Raw genomic sequence first — 21081 nt, forward strand, 5'->3', positions numbered from 1 at the left:
GGACCGATGCGCCGGCGGAGCCTGAGACCGACGCGGTGCGCCGTCCCCTGTGGGACCTAAAGCAGAAAAGAGGGGGGATCGATTTGAATTCGATGAAAATCCGGATACCAAAGCGTGAAGAGGCCGCGTCGATGAACGCTTTTTTCCAGACCGTGATTACGGATACGTTTGCCAAGGAAGGCTTGGACGATCACGCTGATGACCTGGAAAATGAAATCGAAAGCAAGCGGCTCCGCCTGGAGCGCTGCTTCGAAAGTGAAGGCACGGAAGTTCATTTCCTGGTTGCCGAGGTCGACGGAGCCATTGTCGGTTCCATCGAGCACGGTCCTCCAAGCAGCCTGATTCTCGACGTGACCGATGGCGGGTACGGCCATCTTCCGGAGATCGGCACCGTCTTCGTCCATCCCGCCCGCCAGCGGCGCGGGATCGGCAATTCCCTCCTTGAAGGCGCCTTCGCTTCCTTGCGGGAGCAGAGCATCGATGAATTCTGCCTGGACAGCGGGTATAAGAGCGCCCAACGGATCTGGACGAAGAAGTTCGGCGAGCCGGACTACAGGCTGCGAGACTACTGGGGAAAAGACGAGGACCACATGATCTGGAGAAGAAAGGTGCCGCGCCTCTGATCCCTCCTTTCCATACTAAAAGGCCAACGGCTGCGCAATCAGGACCTGATGCGCGGCCAATGGCCTCTTTTTCGCATGGAATGCCGCCGCTACCAGCTCATCAGCAGCCGCTCGATGTCTTTTTCATCCCGTACATCGCCAATCTCGACCTGCATGCAGAGCAGCTCCGTGACGGCCTTCACTCCATGCCTGGCTCCAGGAGGAAACCGCATCACATCCCCAGGTCCGACCGTATAGATCTGGTCCTCGAGCATGAAGCGGCCGGTCCCTGACAGAACCGTCCACACCTCTTCCTTGCGCTCATGCAGATGGTAGCTTGTGTGGCTGCCCGGCTGCAACTCCACGCGCCGCGTAAGCACCGCGCCGTCCTCCGTCTCGGCGTAATCGATCGTCCGGCGTATTCCCCATCGCTTCTCCTCGTACATGGGCAGCCGCGCCTGCTCGCCCAGCATGCTCTTGATGCGGCTCGCCTCGCTCTTGCTGGCGACGAGAATGCCGTCCGGGCTTGCCGCCACGATGACATCGCACAAGCCGATCACATAGATCGGGCTGCTCAGCTCGTTGATCAGATGGGTGTTGTGCGAGCCTTCAGCGATATGTCCAAGCCCGATCTGAGTGCTTCCCATATGGCTGACGAACGTTTCCCAGCTGCCCAGATCATGCCAAGGACCCTCATAGAGAAGCGCCGCCCGGCGGCTGCAGCGCTCGACGACCTCCTCGTCGAAGCTCGCCTCCCGCAGCCCGCGAAAATCCTCTCTCAGCTCCCCGTCCGCGGCCAGCCGCTCGTCGCCGCCCAGCCGCTCCAGCATGTAGCCCAGCCGAAAGGCGAACACACCGCAGTTCCAGAGCGCTCCCCGGCGGATCAAGCTCGCGGCTGCGGGCGGATCGGGCTTCTCCGCGAACCTTTCGACCGGAAACCAGGGCTGCTCCTTGCCATCGCCTGCTCCAGCCGCCTCCTTCTCTCTCTTCCCGCGCGAGGCCCGCTTCTTCCGCTCCGGAACGATATAGCCATATTGGCTGGAGGGATGAGAGGGAGCGGTGCCGACGAGAGCGATGTCCGCACCCGCCTGCTCCAGCGTCTGCGGCAGCCGCTGCAGAAGGTCGAAGAAATCGGACTCCACGAACAAATCGACGGGCAAGACGCAGACGATCTCATCCCGGTCTGCCTTCAGCTCGCCTGCCAGATAGGAGCATGCCTGCGCCACGGCGGCGTAGGTGCCCCGCTTGCGGCTCTCCTCGATAATGGGGATGCCGAGCCCGACATGGCTCCGCGTGATTTCGGCCTGGCTGCGATGCGTCACGATCGCCGCTTGGCCAGCGAGGCCTGCCGCGGCGAGCTGGCGGCAGACGCGTTGGATCATCGACTCCAGGCGTCCGTCTTCGCCAGGGAGGAGTTTCAGGAACAGCTTGGAGCGAACGTCGTTGGACAGCGGCCAGAGCCGCTTGCCGGATCCTCCGGATAGCAGAATGATGCGCAACTGATGACAAGCCTCCTTGCTTCTTGACCTGCTTGGACTCTCTATGTGGAGCGGCTTGCTGGCTGGCATCTGGCCGCTCCGCTTCCTGCCCACGGCTTCTTTGGTCAGCACGGGCAGCCATCAGCGATGGCCTCCCTTCAAGGCAGCGGCTCCTCCGGGCAGTAATATCCGGCCCTGCAAGGACAGCTGCCTGATCCGGCCCGCCGCCTTGCTTCCGCTGCGGACATAGCCTTTGCGTTCATGGAAGCTGACGGAGCGGTATTTCGCCGCAAGCTCCTTGCTGCGCTGCGGCGTCAGCCGGCTCGCCCGCCCATGCAGCCCGCGGTTCAACGCTTTGCGAAGCTGCACGCTGCCGGGATAGCGGCTGTAGACAAAATTCCCATACGTCTCATATTCGCTGAAGCCAAACTGCTTGGTCCGGTCGATGCTCTTGAGAATGGCGCGATGCCAGCTCATGCCGTGCCGCCGCTCAATATCGCGCTTCAGCTTGCGCAGCTTGCTTTTCTCGAACAGCATATAGTGCGTGACGAGCGACCGGGGAGCCGATGGAGCGCGTCCCATCAGCTTTTTGTACGTGCGGAAATACTCCGGCTGGCTCCAGCTCCGGGTATAAAATGTCGTCCTCCCCCCCGAGCGGAACGAATGGGGACGAATCAGCACCGTATCGGCGTCGAGAACGAGAAAATGCTCGGCCTTGACGATCTTGTCGCCGCTAAGCTTGAGCAGCTGCTGGAACAGCCAGCCGGAACGGTCCCACTTGGCCGAGCGGTAGGTGATGTCCTTCTTCGTCAGGGGAAGCACCGTATTTTCGTCCACGAACCTCCACCCATGGGTGCGGCAGGACGCTTGCATCGCTTTCGTACGCGGCGCGACGATGACAATCTCGCCGACGGGGTGCAGAGACTGGCGGCGAACGGCTTGGACGGCATGAGGCAGCGTCCGGAGGTCTTTCTCGATCGCGGGGATAAGCACGTCGATCCGGGTACTGACACCGCCGGATGGGACGGAATGACTGGGCATACAATCATCTCCTGTGCAGGGAGCTGGCTCCATGGCTTTGCCACCAACATATGCCGGCGCCTCCCGCAGCGGTTGGGCAAGCGGCACGAAGAGGCGTCCGCCTTGGGCATGGCCAGCCGGCAATGTTGGCTTAGCCTGTCCCTGCCTGCTATGATGAAAGGACAAAGAGCATTCCGAAGGAGGATAACGATGGAATTGAAGCAGGAATTGATCCGCAGGCTCATCGCCTACGCGCAGGTGGACACGCAGTCGGACGAGAACAGCGAGACTTGTCCTTCCACGCCAGGCCAGCTTGAGCTCGCCCGGCAGCTCGCCGCCGAGCTGAAGGAAATCGGGCTGACGGAGGTATCGCTGGACGATAACGGCTATGTCATGGCGACCCTTCCAGCCACGACGGACAAGCCGGCGCCTACGATCGGCTTTCTCGCCCACATGGACACTTCTCCCGACCTTACCGGGACCAATGTGCGTCCGCAAATCGTCGAGGGCTACGACGGGAGCGATATCGTTCTCGATGCGGAGAACGGCATACTGCTCTCCCCCCGCGAATTCCCTGAGCTGGCCGCCTACAAGGGCCAGACGTTGATTACGACCGACGGCCGCACGCTGCTCGGCGCGGACGACAAAGCCGGCATCGCCGAAATCATGACGGCCATGGCTTATCTGGCCGCTCATCCGGAAATCCCCCACGGCAAGGTGCGCGTCGGCTTCCTCCCGGACGAGGAGATCGGCCGCGGCCCGCATCGCTTCGACGTCGCGGCCTTCAATGCGCAGTTCGCCTACACGATGGACGGCGGCCCGCTGGGCGAGCTGGAGTACGAGAGCTTCAACGCCGCCCAGGCGATCGTCACGATCCAGGGCAAGAGCGTCCATCCCGGCACGGCCAAGGGCAAAATGATCAACTCCTCCGCAATCGGCATGGCTTTCCACGGCAGGCTGCCCGCCGGCGAGGTGCCGGAATTCACGGAAGGATACGAAGGCTTCTATCACTTGAGCTCGTTTGAAGGCACCGTCGATAAAACCCGGCTCAAGTACATCATCCGCGATTTCGACCGCCAGAGCTTCGAGAACCGCAAGAGCGCCATGGAAACCATCGCCGACGAGTTCCGCCAAACCTACGGAAAGGACAGCATCACGTTGGAGCTGACGGATCAGTACTACAACATGCGGGAGAAGATCGAGCCGGTCATGGAAATCGTGGAGCTGGCCCGCCAGGCGCTGCTGGATTCCGGCGTGGAGCCGATCATCAAGCCGATCCGCGGCGGCACCGACGGCTCCCAGCTCAGCTACATGGGCCTGCCGACGCCGAATATCTTTGCCGGAGGCGAGAACTTCCACGGCCGGTACGAATTCGTATCCGCCGAGAGCATGGAGAAGGCGGCAGAGGTCATCATCCGGATCGTCACGCTGGCGCAGGAGCAGGCTTAGCGGGCTTGCCGGCCTTAGGCCGCGCCAAGGGGCGCCAGCATAGCATCCATTCCAAGCCGCCTGGCGCATCAGCCGGCCGCTTCGGAACGGGCAGAAGGGAATCCGGTCCAAGGACCGGATTCCCTTCTTTTGCTGCCGAGCCTGTCTGAATCCGTTTATTTATCATGACGCTGGCGATGATCCTGCCTTTCAACTGATCCAGAGACCTGGGCGTGGCTTGCTGCCTTCAAACGCTCTCAACAATTCCTTGACGATCCGCTGACAATCTCATGGTACTCTCTTCCCAACCGAGAACGGAGGGATGAGCCATGCGAGTCGCCTTGTTCACCGACACCTATGTGCCTCAGAGAAACGGAGCCGCGCGCACGCTCGGACGTCTGGCCGCTTACCTCGAAAAGAGGGGCATCGAGCCGCTTGTACTGACGCCCCGCTGCTCCGCCGATACGGAACAGAGCTTCGTAAGGAGCTACCCCAGCATCCCCTTCTTCCTGTATCCCGAATGCCGGATCGCCATGCCCAATCCCATCGCCCTCAAAGCCGAGCTGAACCGTTTCCGTCCCGACCTGATCCACCTGGCGACTCCGTTCAACATCGGCCTGAGCGGACTTCTTTATGCCCGCAAAAATGCCATCCCCCATGTCGCCTCTTACCACACCCACTTCGACCGGTACCTGGCCTACTACGGCCTTCAGCATGCCTCTGGGCTCTATTGGCGCTATGCCCATTGGTTCCACCGGACATGCGCCGCCACCTTCGTCCCTTCGCGGGAGACGCTGTTCTCCCTCTACCGGCATCGCTTCGGCGGCCTCCGGTTATGGCAGCGGGGAGTGGACTGCAGCGCCTACCACCCGAATCTCAGTTCGCCGGACGAGATCCGCGAGCAATTCGGCCTGCCAGGGAAAAAGCTGGCTCTCTACGTCGGGAGGCTCGCGCCGGAAAAGGATCTCGCCACCCTCGCAGCCGTCATGAACGGGCTGTCCGGCGAAACCCGCGAGCAGCTCCATCTGCTGGTCGTCGGCGACGGCCCGCTGCTGCCCGAGCTGCGCCGCCAGATGCCGGACAACGTCACCTTTGCCGGATACCGGGAAGGCGCGGAGCTGGCGCGTCTGTACGCTTCGGCCGACCTGTTCCTCTTCCCCTCCAGCACGGAGACTTTCGGCAACGTCGTCCTGGAAGCCATGGCAAGCGGGCTTCCGGTCATCGGAGCGGAAGCCGGCGGCGTCAAGGAGCTCGTCCGCCAAGGACGCACCGGCCTCCTGTGTCCTCCAGGCGACTCGGCCTCCTTCATCGATGCTCTTGAGCGGCTGCTTGCCCGTCCCGAGGAGGCCTCATCCATGGGAGAGGCTGGAAGAAGAGAGGCGCTGGGCCGATCCTGGGACCAGGTGCTGGGGGGCATCGTGGATCAGTACGAGGAAATCCTTCGCGCCAAAGCGGAAACCAGCCGCTCCTGGAAAGGGATTTCCGTCTCCTGAAAAAAAGTATTCCTTTGTAATACCAAACATTCCAATTCCATTTCTCTAGACTTGGCGGGCTTTTCTCAATGCCCATGCTCCTGAACGCTTGTTTTCATGACGAGCATCACGGCTCCAAAAAATCCCCTGCAGCCCAAAAGGCCGACAGGGGATTCGTCCTGCTCTAGAGAGCCCGCTCCACGGGAATCAGAATGGAGAACTCCGGATCCCGGTCATAGGGATCCTGGCTCATCGGGTACTCCTCGTAATGAGTCAAGCCTTCAGGAGCGGCCTCCTTCATGCCCTGCTCGCCGATCCAGGCATACAGATTCTTGTAAGAGAGGTCTATGCTCTGCCCTTTGCGATGGAAGCAGCAGGCATAATCCAGCTCCGGGACTGTGATGCCCGTCATGCCTTCCGGAAGGGTCTCGGAAGCCTGCTCTCCCAGCTTCACGGCCGCATAATGGACAAAACCTTCTGCAGCGGGAAAAGCGTGATAGGACAAGCCGAGCAGCACATCTGTCTGCACCGCCCCTTGAATCTCGCGCAGCCTCTTCTTGAATTGTTCCTGCAAGATCCGGATGCCTCCCGCGCCGGCCTCTTCGAATGTCCCCTCCCACCGGATGCCAACGGCCCGAAAGGCTGGCCGCTTGATCAGCCGAGCCTCGGCGATCTGATTATCCATATTCAATTTCCCTCCTTTAATTTGCCTGTTCTGGAATCATCATACTATACTATATGGACAAATTCTGTCATAGAAAGAGAAGTTTTTGCCTCGAGATGCATAGGACATCCTTTTCGTCGGCAGTCCGTCCCCAGGAGTGCGAAATCTTCCTGCCTCTGCGGTCATGATTCCGCTCAGAACCGGGTTCCAGGGGCTCAGCCATCCGATGGCCCAGGGCGCCAGCCCTCCATCTGGGACCAGCTGCCGGCTTCACGAAGAAGCTCCCAGATGATCGGCCCTTTTCCCTCCACGTATGCGGGACGGTCCTCCTTGAACAGGCCCATCAGGCGATGCTTCTCGGCTGCATAACGCCGGCACGCGTCCGGATTTGCTCTCAGATAATCCCGGAACAGCAGTGCGACCTGTTCCGCAAAGCTGCCCGCTTCGCGGACGTGGATATGAGTTCTCCGAGCGCCTGGAAGCTCGCGGAAATACCTCTTCGTCAGATCTGGGTTTTCTTCGCGGTGCCGAAAGCCAGCCGCTTCCATTCTATCTTTGCATGCACGGAATTCTCCAAACGAAGATATCGAAATCTGGATATCCACAATAGGCTTGGCATCGAGGCCGGCGACCGACGTCGAGCCGATATGGTCGATGCGCAAGGCGCTCGGACCGAGCTCTCTGCGCAGCTTGTCGGCCGTATCCAGAAAGTACGTCCTCCACTCGGGAGCATGCTCCGAAATTTTCCATTGATCCTCCATGAGCCAGACTCCCCCTCGATTTTCCATCTTTGTCCATTATAACAAGTCTAATGCCGCAATAGAGCAGAGGGCTTCCTCCCAGACAGCCAACCGAGAAAAAACCCGTCCCCCTGAAGGGGACGGGTTGCATTCCGTTCCATGCCGCATATTCCTCCGGCTGCACCCTAAGGATGGATGCTCCGGCGCTTCAATTAGAGCTCGGCCTGCAGGGCCGGCTGGCCCGTTGCGGAAGCCTTGCCCGCAGCCGTGGCAGCATCCCGGCGCTGACGCGCCGACTTGCGGAAGAACAACAGCTCGTAGATGCACGGCACGATGATCAGAGTGAGCACGGTGGCCACGATCAAGCCGCCGATGACGACGATGGCGAGGCTCTGCGATACGATGCTCCCGCTTTCCGAGGATCCGAACACAAGCGGAAGCATGGCGCAGACGGTGGCGACGGCCGTCATCAGAATCGGCCTCATGCGGGTGCCCGCCGCCTCAAGCAGCGCTTCCCGGATGGTCATGCGCTCTTCGTTCTGCTTGACGCGGTCGATGAGCACGATCGCATTGGTGACGACGATGCCGATCAGCATGAGCGCCCCGAACATCGCCGTGAAGTCCGGCGTCACCTGCGTGACGATCAGACCCAGCACCGCGCCGATCGCGGCCAGCGGCAGCGTGAACATGATGGCGAGCGGAGCCCGCAGCGTCTTGAATGTCAGCACCATGATGAGGTACACGATTCCGATGGAGACGAGCGCGATCATGCCGAGATCGGCGAAATCCTGCGACTGGTCGCTGGAGGCTCCTCCGACGAGAACTTGGACTCCGGCCGGAGCCTTCACTTCATCGGCTGCCTTCTTGATGTCGGCGCCGACGACCGACAGGCGGCTCGGCTCTGCCGATGCGGTAATTCTCACATACGGCTTGCCGTCCTTGAGAAAGTACATAGCCGCCTTCTCTTCCTTCTTCCACTGGGCGACGGCCGATACTTGCTTCGGCCCCGCATCCGTCATCACCGTCAGGCCAGGCAGCTCGGAAGCCTTCTCCGGCTTCAGCATCGGCTCCAGAATGACCGGTGTCTGCCTCCCGCCCGCTTCCGTGAGCTGGCCGATCGGAACCGGGTTCAGCATGCCCTGCAGCTGCTGGGCGATCTCCGCCGCCTTGGCCTGCGCCGGATCGACCTCCAGCGTATAGACCTGCTTGCGTTCCTGCTGATTGCTTTCGACCTTCAGCACGTCCTTGACGGGCTTGATCCGGGCCATGACCTCGTCTGCTGTTTTCGACACGGCCGCGATATCGGAGCCGGCGACGTCAACGAACACCTGCGATCCCCCGCCCCCGGACATCATGCTCATCGCCGAAGCGGTCAATTCCGCATCCGGGTATTCGGACTGCTTCGATTTGATCAACTCAATGACAGCTTCGGCATCAGCGCCTTTTTTCATGCCAAGCAGGAAGGTTACCTCCGTCGGGGAGGAGACATCTCCGAATCTGGCTCCATCGGAGCTGTTGCCTGCCGACATATAGACCCAGTCCTGTCCGTCCAGGCCTGTCAGGAACGTCTCCATCTTTTTGCCTTCCTCCAGCAAATGCTCCTGGGTGGCATCGGCCTTGAACGCAAGCGTAATGTTGACGTTGGAAGCGTCCGAGGAGTCGATCGCCCCTTTCGGCATTGCCGCGTAAGCACCGATCGAACCGGCAAGAAGAATGACGGCAGCCGTCAGCGGCACCCATTTGCGGCGCAGGTTCCACTCCAGTATGTTCTGGAAGCGGCGCGACGGCGCATGCTCGGTGATCCGGACGTTGCGGAACATGCGGGAGCTCATGAGCGGGATGACGGTCAGCGCCACAAGCAGCGAGGACAGCAGGGAATACGTCACCGTCAAGGCGAACGGCAGCAGGAACGATTGCAGCGATCCGCGCAGCAGGCCCATCGGCAGGAATACGGCGACGGTCGTCAGCGTAGATGCCGTAATGGCGGTGCCGACCTCCCGCGTCGCATCGATGACCAGCTTCGGCGAGAACGTTTCCTTCTGCAGCCTTCGGAATATATTTTCGATAACGACGATGCTGTCGTCCACCAGCCGGCCGACGGCGACGGCGACGCCGCCGAGCGTAAGGATGTTGAGCGTGACGCCGGAGGCGTCGAGCAGGTACAGTGTCAGGCCGAGCGACAGCGGAATGGATACGATCGTAACCAGCGTCGCCCGGATGTTGCGCATGAAGACGAGAATGACGATCGTCGCGAACAAAGCTCCCAACAGCACCTCGCGCATCATGCTGTTCACGGAATGAACGACCTGCTCGGAGGTGCTCATGAGCACCTTGAGCTGCACGCCCGGCATCTCCTTGCTGAGCTCTTCCGATTTTTGCTCGATCTGCTTGCCGACATCGACCGCATTGGCTCCGGCAGCCTTCGTAAAGGTGAGCACCATCGCATCCTTGCCGTCGATGCGGCTGACGTTCTCCCTGCCGCTCTCCCGCTCGACGGATGCCACATCGCCAAGAGTCACGCCGGCCGCCACCGGCAGCTTCTTCAGCGTCGCCTCGTCATGCAGGGTGGAGCTGACGTTCAGGTTGACCGCAGCTCCGTCCAATATGCCCGATCCGACCGATGCGGAGGCGGAGCGGCCGTTCATGACCGCGTAAATCGACTGCAGAGGAACGCCCTTCTCCTGCAGCTTCGCCGCGTCCGGCACGATCCGGATCTGCGGCTGCGGCTTGCCCGACACGGTTACCGAGCCCATGCCGTCGATCGATTGGAACGATTCCATGATTTCCTTCTGGGCCTGCTCCTGGCGCGCCGCATCCAGGCTGTCGTCGTAGGTGAGCGTAACCCAGCTGATCGGAATCATCGACGTGTTGAGCTGAACAACGTATGGCGCGCCGACGCGCTCCGGCAGCGGCACGGTGGCGATCGCCCGGTCGACTTCAACCTTCGCCTGCTTCATGTCGGCCGACGAATCGAACGATAGATTGATTTGCGAATATCCGTCTCCGGAAGAAGCGAACGACGCCGTTTTTCCTTTGACGCCGGCCGTCGCCTCCTCCATCGGCTTGGTCACCAGCGCCTCCATGGAAGCAGCATCATAACCGGGCCCGATGGCCGTAATGGTCACCTGCGGATTGTCCGCCTCCGGCAAAAACTCCATCGGCAGCTTGGAATAGCTGAATATGCCGAGTCCCAACACCAAAATAACACACAAGATAACCGCGGCTTTGTTGCGGAAAGCCCCTTCGATCAACGACCTCATCCCTTGAATCCTCTCCTCATCCGATTTTCTCTGTCTTTGTATGAAAGCCAGTATCTAGCATACCCGGCGGAAGAGAGAGCGGGAAACGGCTCGGGAACGGGATTGAGTCCCTGCTGAAGACGGGCGGGGCATCGGTCTGGAGGCGGAGGCCGACAGCCGAAACAGCAACATGACAGCTTTCCGTGCGTCTAAATGTCAGAAGCCTGCAGCCGATGGATAGGGCAGGGCACGAACCCCTGACAGCGGAACCTGAAGGAACGTCCGCAGGAATGATTTCCTGGGCTATCTGTACTGAAGGCGGCCAGCCGTACCAGCTTCCCGCCCAAGCTCCTTATCTGCCAGCCGACGCTTGTGGCTGAGCTTTGAATCGAAACTTTTTTGACGAAAAAGAGGAACGTCTTCGGAAGACGTTTGAATCCTTCCTTGCCAAAAAAAGAGACCTGCTCCCTATTGGGACCAAGTCTCCTATTTGCGTTCTCCGACTTTTTTCATCCAGATGCCGCATGAAATCGAGGGTTCCATCAGGACCGGCGGAGCTCCCCGTCGGTGAAGCCTTCCATCCGGCCTCCGCTTGGCAGGCTATGATGACGGCTGGATCAACCGCGTATGACCTCATGCAGAGCCTCCACATAAGCCGCTCCAAGCTTGGATAGAGCAATATGCCGGTGGCTGATCCAGCCGACCTCGATCGTCTCCTCGCATTCGAGAGGCACGGGAATGATTTCGTTCCCATTGAGATCGGCGCTCAGCACGCCCGTCGAGATCGTATACCCGTTCAGGCCGATCAGCAGATTGAACAGCGTGGCTCTGTCGTTGACCCGGATGCTCTTGGGATGGGAGAGCGTGCTGAGGATCTCCTCCGAGAAATGGAACGAGTTGTACTCCCCCTGGTCGAATGAGAGGTATGGATAGTGCTGAAGATCCTCGATCGTGACGCTAGCCTGCTTGGCGAGCGGATTGCGGATGCTGATGAACACATGGGGCTGTGCCGTGAACAGGGTCCGGAATTCCAGATTGGCCGATGAGAGCAGCTTCTGGATGACCTGGGCATTGAATTCATTGCGGTACAGAATGCCGATCTCGCTGCGCTGCGTTCGCACGTCCTCGATGATTTCATGCGTCTTCGTCTCTCGAAGGGCGAGCTCGTATTCCTCCTGTCCGTATTCCTGCACCAGATGCACGAAAGCATTCACCGCAAAGGCATAGTGCTGGGTCGAGACGGAAAAATGCTGCGGCGACGGCTTGCCGCTGAGGTAGCGGCTCTCCAGAAGCTCAGCCTGCTCGACGACCTGCCGGGCATAGGCGAGGAACTCGGCTCCCTGAGCGGACAAGATGATCCCCTTGTTGGTGCGCCGGAAAATGGTGATCTGCAGTTCATTCTCCAGCTCCTGGATCGCTTTGGACAGGCTCGGCTGCGAGATGAACAGCCGCTTGGCCGCCTCGTTCATCGATCCGCGGACTGCAACTTCAATGACATATTTGAGCTGCTGTAGCGTCATGGACTTCCCCCTTCTAATCTGCATACTCATGGAAATACTAAGCATTACCTGAATTGACTTGATTTCAGCTATCTTCAACCATGCGGCCAATTCCCGTCCGGAGCGGGCTTTACCCTTGCGTCCTTACAGCTGACCTTTCCCCAGGCATTCAGGGCATCCACGCCCAGCCGCCGATCCATGCTGGCGGTGTGCTTGGAGTGGAAGAGGAACAGCAGGAACCGCTCTGAGCTCAGTCTCTTCTCCCAGCATCTCAGCTGCGCGATCCGACGCTCTCCGCAATTCTCGGACATGCAGGCGTCCATCGCCTTCTCGCGCTCGGCCCGCAGGGACGGACTCAGCAGGTTCGAGGGTGACGCTTCTCGGCTTCCGGTACAATTCTCTTTCGCTTTTTGACCTCGCATAGGCCGATTATACTGATGCTGCAAGCCTGCTCAAGCCGTACAGCCCAGCCGCATTGCAAGCTTGCGACTCGAGAAGAAAAGATCGTACTCGTATGATATCCTTTCTGTTCTCATAAACCAAGGAGAATGAATGCCGTTATGCCGCCCGATAACCGACCGACTTCCCTACCGGCTCCACATCCTGTCTCCGCCGCAGCCATCCGAATGGCCCCCGTCCGGCTCTGTGGAGGAGCCGCCCGTTCATGCTGCTGCTGTCCTCCGGCTTTGTGGAGGAGCCCCCCGTTCATGCTGCTGCTGTCCTCCGCTTCGTGCTGGCGCTCGGCGGCAAGCTCTATGAGCTGACGCTGAGGCTGTTCCTCTACGACCTCACGCATTCCGCTGTCGCGATGTCGGCGATGCGCAGCATGGAATTTCTGCCAAGTCTGCTGCTTGCCGTGTTCATAGGCGTCCTGGTCGACCGCTCCCGCAAGAAACGCTGGACGATCCTCTCAGTCTTCTTCCAGACCGCCGTGCTGGCCGGCCTGTACCTGTGGACCGAGAAAAGGGTCCGGCGCTGACCAGGCTTGTCCTCTCCTTCTCGAAGCTGCAGGACGGCTTGCTTCTGACGGCGGCCGTTTATGTTCCCGCCTTGCTGCTGCTCTCGCTGCTCCCGGCAGAGGACCGCTCGCCGCGCCAGAAGTCGGCCGGGCTGGGGCCGGGAGCTGGCCGAAGCCTGGCGGGAGCTGCGCAACCGCGCGCTGTGGCAGCTTACACTGCTCTTCGTCTTCATGAACGCCGCATCGGGAATGGTGGATGCGACGGTGATCTTCACGGCCAAGGACCGTCTCTGCCTGAGCTCCGGCATGCTGGGCCTCGTGCTCTCCGCCGCCGGAGCCGGCGGACTGGCCGGCCGCCTGCTGATGCCGCCGCTCAAGCGGCGCTCCGGCTTGGCATGGCGGCGGCTGGGCGAACGAGCTCGGCTCACAGCTGGCGTGTTCCTGGCCGGCCGCCTTCATCCACCTCTCCACGGCGGCAGCATGCCGCCTTAGTTCCTTATTGAAAACGGTTTGAAAAAAGGGTATGACCAAGTAGTGCTTGGTCATACCCTTTTTGGAAATGGAAAAGACAACCTACATTTTGCGCGCCCAGTGACGGTGCGCCGCGACCGCTTCGACGAAGGCCTCTGCCGAACCTTCTGCGCTCACGATGCCCGGATCGCCTGCTTGCGCCTTCAATCCGGCCAGCTGCAGCAGCTCCGCGGCATCTTCCGGGCTGCCGAAGCCGATCGCCTTGAAGTGCTGGAACGCTTCCTTCAGGAAGTCCGGCAGCTTCGGATTCGACTTCAGCATCGCAAGGCTCGCTGCGCCGCCGGCGACGAATACGGCGTCGAAGAGCACCGAGTCGCTCGTCAGGAAGCTGTGCGCCGCTTCAACCTCGCTGCCGTCGTCTCCGCTTACCATGCCGAGAGTCGGGCTGAGGTATTCCGGCAGCGCTCCGGCAGCCGTCAAGGCAGCGGCCAGCTCCGCCGTCTCCGCGCCGCGGAAGCCGTCCGCGACAACAATCGCCACCTTGCGGTTTTTCGCCGACTTGACCGTATTCATGATGCTGAGGGCCGGCGAGGATGCTTTCACTTCCGAGCCTCCGTTCAGGTCGGCCGGAGGCTGCGCTCCGATGTTGGCCGCGACGGACGCAGCGAGCTTGCCGCTTACTTGCGCGAACATGTCCACGACGCCCTGGCGGATGCTCTTGTCCTTCACATGTCCGAGCTCGAAGCTGAAGGCGGAGATGATATGCTGCTTCTCCACCTCGGACATGCTGTTCCAGAACAGGGTGGCCTGGCTGTAATGATCCTTGAAGCTGTCGCTGCGCTCGCGCGTGACGCGGCCGTCGACCTTCTCCTGGTAATGCTTGTAGCCGTCCTCGGTCGGATGCGGCGAGCCTCCGGCGATGCCGTTCTTGTGATAAGCGACCGGACCGCGGTTGATCGTCATCCGGTGCATGCCGTCGCGCTGGTTGTTGTGGACCGGACACATCGGACGGTTGATCGGAAGTTCGTGGAAGTTCGGACCGCCGAGACGGGACAGCTGCGTATCCGTGTACGAGAACAGCCGGCCTTGCAGCAGCGGATCGTTGGAGAAATCGATGCCCTTGACTAGATGTCCCGGATGGAAGGCGATTTGCTCCGTTTCCGCAAAGAAATTGTCCGTATTGCGGTTAAGGGTCAATTTGCCGATGCGCTGCACGGGCACGAGCTCCTCAGGCCACAGCTTGGTCGGATCGAGAATGTCGAAGTCGAACTTGAACTCGTCCTCTTCCTCAAGCACCTGGATGCCGAACTCGAATTCCGGATACCTGCCGGCCTCGATCGCGTCGTACAGATCGCGGCGGTTGAAGTCCGGGTCCTTGCCGGCGAGCTTCTGAACCTCGTCCCAGACGAGGGAATGGGTGCCGAGCACCGGCTTCCAGTGGAACTTGACGAAGCGCGCCTTGCCCTCGGCGTTGACGAGGCGGAACGTATGGACGCCGAAGCCCTCCATCATGCCGAAGCTGCGCGGCAGCGACCGGTCGGACATCGCCCACATGATCATATGGGCGGTCTCGGTGTTGTTGATGACGAAATCCCAGAACGTATCATGCGCCGACTGGGCTTGCGGAATCTCATTGTGAGGCTCCGGCTTCACCGCATGGATGAAATCAGGAAACTTCATCGCATCCTGGATGAAGAAGACCGGCATATTGTTGCCGACGAGATCGAAGTTGCCTTCCTCGGTGTAGAATTTCACGGCGAAGCCGCGCACGTCGCGGACCGTATCCGCCGAGCCGCGCGAACCCGCTACCGTAGAGAAGCGGACGAATACCGGCGTCTTGGCCGACGGATCCTGCAGGAAGCCGGCTTCCGTCAGCTCCGCCATCGGCTTGTACACCTGGAAGTAGCCATGGGCGCCGAAGCCTCTGGCATGAACGATGCGCTCCGGAATGCGCTCATGGTCGAAATGCGTCATTTTTTCCCGGAAATGGAAATCCTCCATCAAGGTCGGGCCGCGCACGCCGGCCTTCAGGGAATGCTCGTCCTCCGCCACATGCAGGCCTTGATTCGTCGTGAGCTTCTGCCCGTCGTTGTCGACGGTATGCTGCGCAAGCTGCTCGTCCTTGCTCGTTCCGGCTGCGGTCTGCTTCGGGTCTTGGCTCATTCTTCGTATCTCCTCCTTAAGGGGTTGGAAGGTGCTTCGCACGCTGAAAGATCAGCTGAACATTAGCACTTTTTCTTACCCTCCGCTATTCCCGGCCAATCACGCTTGCAGGAGCGGGATGGAACCGAGAAGCAAACGGATCAAAGGGCGGAGATGGCAGGGACCACAGGCTGCGGCGCATCGACGGTCGAACGCATGGCCTCTTCTTCGACATGGAAGGCATCCAGCTTCTCCTGAAGCAGCGCCGCTATCGCCTGCAAAGATTCCGCAGAACCGGATATGTCTTGCATCGATGCCATCTGTGCGCTGCATTCATGGGCCGATGATCCGGAATGATCGGCAATCGTGGAAGCAAGCGACAGCAGCTCGTCGCTGGAGGCCAGCATCTGCGCCATGGAAGCCGACAATTCCTCCGTGGAGGCGGATACCTCCTGGGCTTGCTGAGCTACGGTCGTGATGGAATGAGCCACAGAACGGAATGATAATTCGGTATTTCCGATGCTCTCCGACCCCAGCATGACTTCCTCCATTCCTCTATTCACCGCTTGGACCGCCCGGTCCGCATGCTGCGAGATGCCGAACACGAATTCGGAGATGCGGGCCGAAGCTTCCCTCGTTTCTTCCGACAGCTTCTTGACCTCTTGGGCGACGACGGCAAATCCTCTTCCGCTCTCCCCCGCCCGTGCGGCCTCTATGGAAGCATTCAAGGAGAGGAGATTCGTCTGGGAAGCCACATCGTGAATAAAGGCGGCCATCTCCTTGATCCGGGCGGACTGTTCGACCAGATTTCCGACGGTTTCAGCGGCTCCTTCCATGACGGTTCGGATCTCCTTCATTCTTCCCATTGTTTCCGACATCAGGCGGCTCCCCATGTCGGCCTGCTGCAGAGCCTGTTCGGAGGATTCCGACGTAATGGATGCCGCTTCGGCTACACGCTGCAGGCTCAAGGCGCTTTCCTCCATGGCGGTCCGGCTTTCATTCATCCGCTCCCGTTGAGCGGAGGCGGATTCCGCGATAGCGTGGACCGATAGAGAGATGCGCTCTGATTTGGAGGCCGCTAATGCCGATGCACCTGCCAGCTGGCGGGATGAAACCGCAAGCTCTCCGGCATTTTGATCGATGGTTCGGAGGAGCTGGCTCAGCTGCTTCTTCATGCCGTTCACGGCGCCGGTCAAAACGTCAAGCTCCTGGATCGAGGCAGGAGGCAGGTCATCTCCGGTCAAGTCCCCCTCTGCGATTCGCTGCGCGGCCCCTGCGGCCTCGTCCACCGGACGAGAGATCCGTCTTGAAATAACAATAGCCGCCGCAGCTCCGAGGAGCAGCGCGAGCACGATCGCCGCGGCCAGCACCTTCTGCACGTCGGCCACTTGCGCCCCCGCCTCTGCTTGAGATTGCGCAAGCTGGCTTTGCTGGAAGAGCTCCAGCTCCTCCGCCGCAGCCGACAGCTTGAGCGCCATAGGGATGCATTGCTCCTCGACCAGCTGGATATATCCTGCCGTATCGCCTCTTTGCTTATAGCCGGCTATCGTCGCAACGATGCCGGCATACTCGTTCTCCAGCCGCTCCAGCTTGCTTGCAAGCTCCTTGGATTTCTCCTGCTTCAAGCTGCCCTTGAGCGCCTCCATCCCTGTGGCGAAAGACTGCCGATCGGCCTCGTAAGCGTCGAAGGACGCTTTTTGTTCCGTAATCAGATAGCCGCGGACGTTTTTCGCCTCGCTTGCCGCCAAATATTTCAGATCTTTGATCAGCAGTATTGTTCCGACCCGGTCCTGAATGAGGGATTGATACGTTCGGTGGAGCGAGTTGAGCTGATTCCAGCTCAAGGCTCCGACCAAAAGAGTAAGCGCAAGCACAACGGAGAAGCCTAGCAAAAGATTGGTCCGGATTTTCATCCTCTTTAACCCCCCGATAAAGTTAGTAACACTATTTTTTATTTACACTCACTGGTATATTAAACTTGATCGACAAATTTCGCAAATTTATGACAGTTTTCAACAAAAAAAAGAAGCGATTCAACCGACGAAAATGAGTCTCCCATTCAAAAAAATAGACGCCTGAAACCCATCCATGCAGGGTTGTTTTTTCTATCTCCATATCCGACCGCTTCACTTGCTTTTTGAAACCTGATCACGAATAATAAGTAAACAGGGACTTCCGTCCCTGATCAACGCTCCCCAAAGGAGGATGTACGATGACTGCATCTGACCATAAACACATTCCGATCTCGGTGCTGGATCTTGCCCCGGTCGTGGAGGGCTCCACTCCCGCCGAGTCGTTCCGCCGCACGCTCGAGCTGGCGCGCCACGCCGAAGAGCTCGGCTATACCCGCTACTGGCTGGCGGAGCATCACAACATGCCCGGCGTGTCCAGCTCGGCCACCTCGCTGGTGATCGGGCATGTCGCGGGAGGCACGAGCCGCATCCGCGTCGGCTCCGGAGGCATCATGCTCCCGAACCATGCCCCGCTCCAGATCGCCGAGCAATTCGGCACGCTGGAATCGCTCTACCCTGGCCGGATCGATCTCGGCCTCGGCCGCGCGCCCGGCTCCGATCAGCCGGCATCCCGCGCGCTGCGCCGAGGCCTGACGGCCGGCGGCCAGGACTTCCCTGAGCTGCTCAGCGAGCTTCGCGGCTACTTCGATCCGTCTCTAGGCACGGCCGCTCCCGGCGTGCGTGCCGTTCCCGGCGAAGGGCTCGACATTCCGATCTGGCTGCTCGGATCCAGCGGCTTCAGCGCCCAGCTGGCCGGAGAGCTCGGCCTGCCGTTCTCGTTCGCCAGCCACTTCGCTCCGGATTATCTGATCCCGGCGCTCCATCTATATCGCAGCAGCTTCAAGCCATCTCGTCACCTGGACAAGCCGTATGCCATGGTGGCCGTCAATATCGTGGCCGCGGATTCCGAAGCCCAGGCGGCTTATCTGGCCACCTCCCAGCAGCAGCAGTTCCTGAACATCGTACGCGGACGCACGGGCATGCTGAAGCCGCCAGTGGACAGCATGGACGGATTGTGGTCGGAACAGGAGAAGGCGGTTCTCGCCAGTACTCTCCGCTACTCGATCGTCGGAACGGCGGAGACGATCAAAACCCGTCTTCCGGAAATTCAACAAGAGACCGGAGCGGATGAATTCATCATTGCCGGCCAAATCTACGATCAAGAGGCCAGGCTGAAATCATACCGGATCGCAGCCGAAGCCGTGAACGAATGGAATAGCTGAACGGCAAAGACCGGTATATCCAGCGCTGTTCAGCTGAATATACCGGTCTTTTTTTATTGATAGCGTTTGTAAGAAACTGTATACTATTGAATGCCACTCCATTTGTTTTTACTACTAAAGTTACATTTCGGATCGATTTCATTTCACCCCATATATATTGATCAAAGAGAGGGGCCCTGCAGGTACGATGTCCATACGTGTATTGGTTGTCGATCCCTATCAGCTGGTCCGCAGAGGACTCACTTCCATCCTGTCCGGCGAAGAATCCATCGAAGTCATCGGCGAAGCCTCCGACCGCAAGGAAGCGCTTGCTCATATCCAGAGTCTGCAGCCGGATCTATGCATCATGAACAACCGGATCAACCAGCAGAGCGGCCTGGATGTCATCGGCAAGCTCAAGCAAGCGGGAGCTTCCTGCCGCTTCATGTACCTGACGTCCTCTATGCGTCCGGCCGAGCTTCAACAGGCGCTTGACCTCGGCATCGAAGGTCTCGTGCTCAAGGAGGCGCTGCCCGAAGAATTGATCCATTCGGTGCGGATGATCCACCGCGGACGCAAGTACTACGACGTCGAGCTTCTGGAATCCCGTCTGACCGACAAGCCGGCAGAGAATTCGCATAACTTGACGCCCAAGGAGCTTGAAGTCCTGCAGATGCTCAGCGAAGGGCTATCCAACAAGGAGATCGCTTCTCGTCTGGTCGTAACCGAATATACCGTCAAGAAGCATGTCAGCCAGGTGCTGTCGAAGCTGGAGCTGACCGACCGGACCAAAGCCGCTCTGTTCTACCATCAGAACTCCATGTTCCAGAACATCGTCTGAAGATGCTGCCAAAAACCCGTCCGGGCTCCGGGCGGGTTTTCAGCGTTTGCATTTGCGCCGGCTGCAGCTCGTCTGGCGAGACCCGTTAAATCCCTTCCAGCGGTTTGGCGATTCCTCTCCAGGGCAGCAGGCTCACGACCGCATAGCCCTCAATCTCCTTGACCGGCACTTGTCCAAGCTCCGGACTGCGGCTGTCGAGGCTTTCGCCCGGCTCCCGGTTGTCGCCAAGCACGAATACGCAGCCTGGCTGGACCGCAGTTTCTTCCATGTCCATCGCTTTGCCGGTCGTGTACATTTCAGGGAGGGCCTTGCCGTTGACATAGACGATGCCTTCATGGATCGCCACTTTGTCCCCTTCGGTCGCGATGACCCTCTTCACAATGCTGTAGCCGAGCGCCGCGCTGTTGACGATGACCACATCGCCGGCATCCGGCTTCGCGAAGTACGTCGAGACCTTGTTGATCAGCAGAATATTGCCGTCTCCGAGCGTCGGCGCCATGGAATGCCCGTTCACGCGGTCGAGTCCGATCGTATGCGTGAGCAGGAACAAGCCCAGCGTCAGCAGGATGATATAGCGGATCCAGCCGATCAGCTCGGATTTTCGGGATGGCTTGGCCGAAGCCGCCTTCTCTTCAGCCGCTTGGCTTCCAGAGGAGGCCGAGCCGCCTGCTGTCGACTTCTCAAGTTCAACCGCCTGCTCGCTCATAGCTGCAACCTTCTTTCCTCATATCCATTCAACGGCTATGGCTGCTCCGGGGCATATACATCCCCGGTTACGGAAGGCGCAGTAGGAGTCGGCTCGGAAATCGTAATGGCGCTCAACTCCGCGATAGCGCGGCTTTCCACGGACTGGATGCTCTCTGCGTAGGCCCTCTTCTGCTCCTCGCCGCTGAATTCGCGGCTGGCGACCAGCTCCCTCGATCGATCCTTGATCGCCTGGATAGCGGCCTGCTTCTGTTCGGCCGCATAAGCCTGCAATGCCGCTTGATGCTCTTGAAGTTTCGCTTGGAGTTCTTTCTGCAAGACGATTTTCTCGGCCTCGGTCTCCGTACGGATCTCATCACTCATCTTGGCGATGACCTGGTCGGCGCTTGATTGCATCGCGAACCGGAACTTTTCCTTGAGATCCACGTCCGCGAACGACACGCCAAGCGAAGCGACGGCCGTCACGCTTGCAGCCACAACTCCAAGCAAAACCCGGGATTTCCATTTTTTCGACGATGCGGCGGTTGAACCCCTTTGTTTTCTCATTCCGTTCTCTCCCTTCGATGTGTTTTTTTTCAGATCAAATCACGGGGATTGGCTCCAATCCC

Annotated in this window: 17 protein-coding genes; 7 read left to right on the forward strand and 10 right to left on the reverse strand. The window is 59.7% G+C overall.

Features of this window, described 5'->3' with window-relative positions; genetic code table 11:
* Positions 1-83 precede the first annotated feature (83 nt).
* Complete coding sequence (locus ACLBWT_RS11250) at positions 84-623, forward strand: N-acetyltransferase family protein (RefSeq protein ID WP_447663217.1); 540 nt, start codon at positions 84-86, stop codon at positions 621-623.
* 89 nt (positions 624-712) lie between these two features.
* Here the strand turns inward: ACLBWT_RS11250 and ACLBWT_RS11255 are convergent, their stop codons facing one another.
* Both ACLBWT_RS11255 and ACLBWT_RS11260 read right to left on the reverse strand, forming a co-directional pair.
* Positions 713-2101 carry a sugar phosphate nucleotidyltransferase gene (locus tag ACLBWT_RS11255; protein ID WP_447663218.1) on the reverse strand — a complete coding sequence of 463 codons (1389 nt, stop codon included), beginning with the start codon at positions 2099-2101 and terminating at the stop codon, positions 713-715.
* Positions 2102-2221: 120 nt separating this feature from the next.
* Positions 2222-3121, reverse strand: a complete 900-nt coding sequence (locus ACLBWT_RS11260) for a DUF6492 family protein (RefSeq protein ID WP_447663219.1) — start codon at positions 3119-3121, stop codon at positions 2222-2224.
* Positions 3122-3316: 195 nt separating this feature from the next.
* Here ACLBWT_RS11260 and pepT point away from each other — a divergent pair, with 195 nt between their 5' ends.
* Entirely contained in the window at positions 3317-4549 is a 1233-nt protein-coding gene (gene pepT, locus ACLBWT_RS11265) for a peptidase T (protein WP_447663419.1), read from the forward strand.
* A gap of 308 nt (positions 4550-4857) precedes the next feature.
* Positions 4858-6021 (forward strand): glycosyltransferase family 4 protein, encoded by a 1164-nt coding sequence (locus tag ACLBWT_RS11270; protein WP_447663220.1) that lies wholly within the window; start codon positions 4858-4860, stop codon positions 6019-6021.
* Positions 6022-6184: 163 nt separating this feature from the next.
* Here the strand turns inward: ACLBWT_RS11270 and ACLBWT_RS11275 are convergent, their stop codons facing one another.
* The 4 genes from ACLBWT_RS11275 to ACLBWT_RS11290 form a co-directional block, all read right to left on the reverse strand.
* A complete protein-coding gene (locus ACLBWT_RS11275; RefSeq protein ID WP_447663221.1) occupies positions 6185-6685 on the reverse strand; it encodes a GyrI-like domain-containing protein in 501 nt (166 codons plus the stop codon).
* Positions 6686-6879: 194 nt separating this feature from the next.
* Positions 6880-7425: a GrpB family protein gene (locus tag ACLBWT_RS11280; RefSeq protein ID WP_447663222.1), complete on the reverse strand. Its 546-nt coding sequence runs from the start codon at positions 7423-7425 to the stop codon at positions 6880-6882.
* 191 nt (positions 7426-7616) lie between these two features.
* Positions 7617-10664, reverse strand: coding sequence for an efflux RND transporter permease subunit (locus ACLBWT_RS11285; protein WP_447663223.1), 3048 nt, complete (start codon positions 10662-10664; stop codon positions 7617-7619).
* 596 nt (positions 10665-11260) lie between these two features.
* A complete protein-coding gene (locus tag ACLBWT_RS11290) occupies positions 11261-12163 on the reverse strand; it encodes a LysR family transcriptional regulator (protein ID WP_447663224.1) in 903 nt (300 codons plus the stop codon).
* A gap of 643 nt (positions 12164-12806) precedes the next feature.
* Here ACLBWT_RS11290 and ACLBWT_RS11295 point away from each other — a divergent pair.
* Positions 12807-13121, forward strand: coding sequence for a hypothetical protein (locus ACLBWT_RS11295; protein WP_447663225.1), 315 nt, complete (start codon positions 12807-12809; stop codon positions 13119-13121).
* 60 nt (positions 13122-13181) lie between these two features.
* A complete protein-coding gene (locus ACLBWT_RS11300) occupies positions 13182-13592 on the forward strand; it encodes a hypothetical protein (RefSeq protein ID WP_447663226.1) in 411 nt (136 codons plus the stop codon).
* Between the two features lie 81 nt (positions 13593-13673).
* Here the strand turns inward: ACLBWT_RS11300 and ACLBWT_RS11305 are convergent, their stop codons facing one another.
* Together ACLBWT_RS11305 and ACLBWT_RS11310 are read right to left on the reverse strand one after the other, a co-directional pair.
* Complete coding sequence (locus ACLBWT_RS11305; protein WP_447663227.1) at positions 13674-15734, reverse strand: catalase; 2061 nt, start codon at positions 15732-15734, stop codon at positions 13674-13676.
* Positions 15735-15874: 140 nt separating this feature from the next.
* A complete protein-coding gene (locus tag ACLBWT_RS11310; protein ID WP_447663228.1) occupies positions 15875-17626 on the reverse strand; it encodes a methyl-accepting chemotaxis protein in 1752 nt (583 codons plus the stop codon).
* A gap of 299 nt (positions 17627-17925) precedes the next feature.
* Here ACLBWT_RS11310 and ACLBWT_RS11315 point away from each other — a divergent pair, with 299 nt between their 5' ends.
* Both ACLBWT_RS11315 and ACLBWT_RS11320 read left to right on the forward strand, forming a co-directional pair.
* On the forward strand, positions 17926-18948 hold the full coding sequence (locus ACLBWT_RS11315; protein WP_447663229.1) for an LLM class flavin-dependent oxidoreductase: 1023 nt from the start codon (positions 17926-17928) through the stop codon (positions 18946-18948).
* 187 nt (positions 18949-19135) lie between these two features.
* Positions 19136-19768, forward strand: coding sequence for a response regulator (locus tag ACLBWT_RS11320; RefSeq protein WP_447663230.1), 633 nt, complete (start codon positions 19136-19138; stop codon positions 19766-19768).
* A gap of 85 nt (positions 19769-19853) precedes the next feature.
* Here ACLBWT_RS11320 and lepB read toward each other — a convergent pair whose 3' ends face one another.
* Both lepB and ACLBWT_RS11330 read right to left on the reverse strand, forming a co-directional pair.
* On the reverse strand, positions 19854-20474 hold the full coding sequence (gene lepB / locus ACLBWT_RS11325) for a signal peptidase I (protein ID WP_447663231.1): 621 nt from the start codon (positions 20472-20474) through the stop codon (positions 19854-19856).
* 35 nt (positions 20475-20509) lie between these two features.
* The gene (locus ACLBWT_RS11330; RefSeq protein ID WP_447663232.1) at positions 20510-21019 is read right to left on the reverse strand and encodes a hypothetical protein; all 510 of its coding nucleotides are present in this window, start codon (positions 21017-21019) and stop codon (positions 20510-20512) included.
* Between the last annotated feature and the right edge of the window lie 62 nt (positions 21020-21081).

Source organism: Paenibacillus sp. D51F, assembly GCF_053345695.1.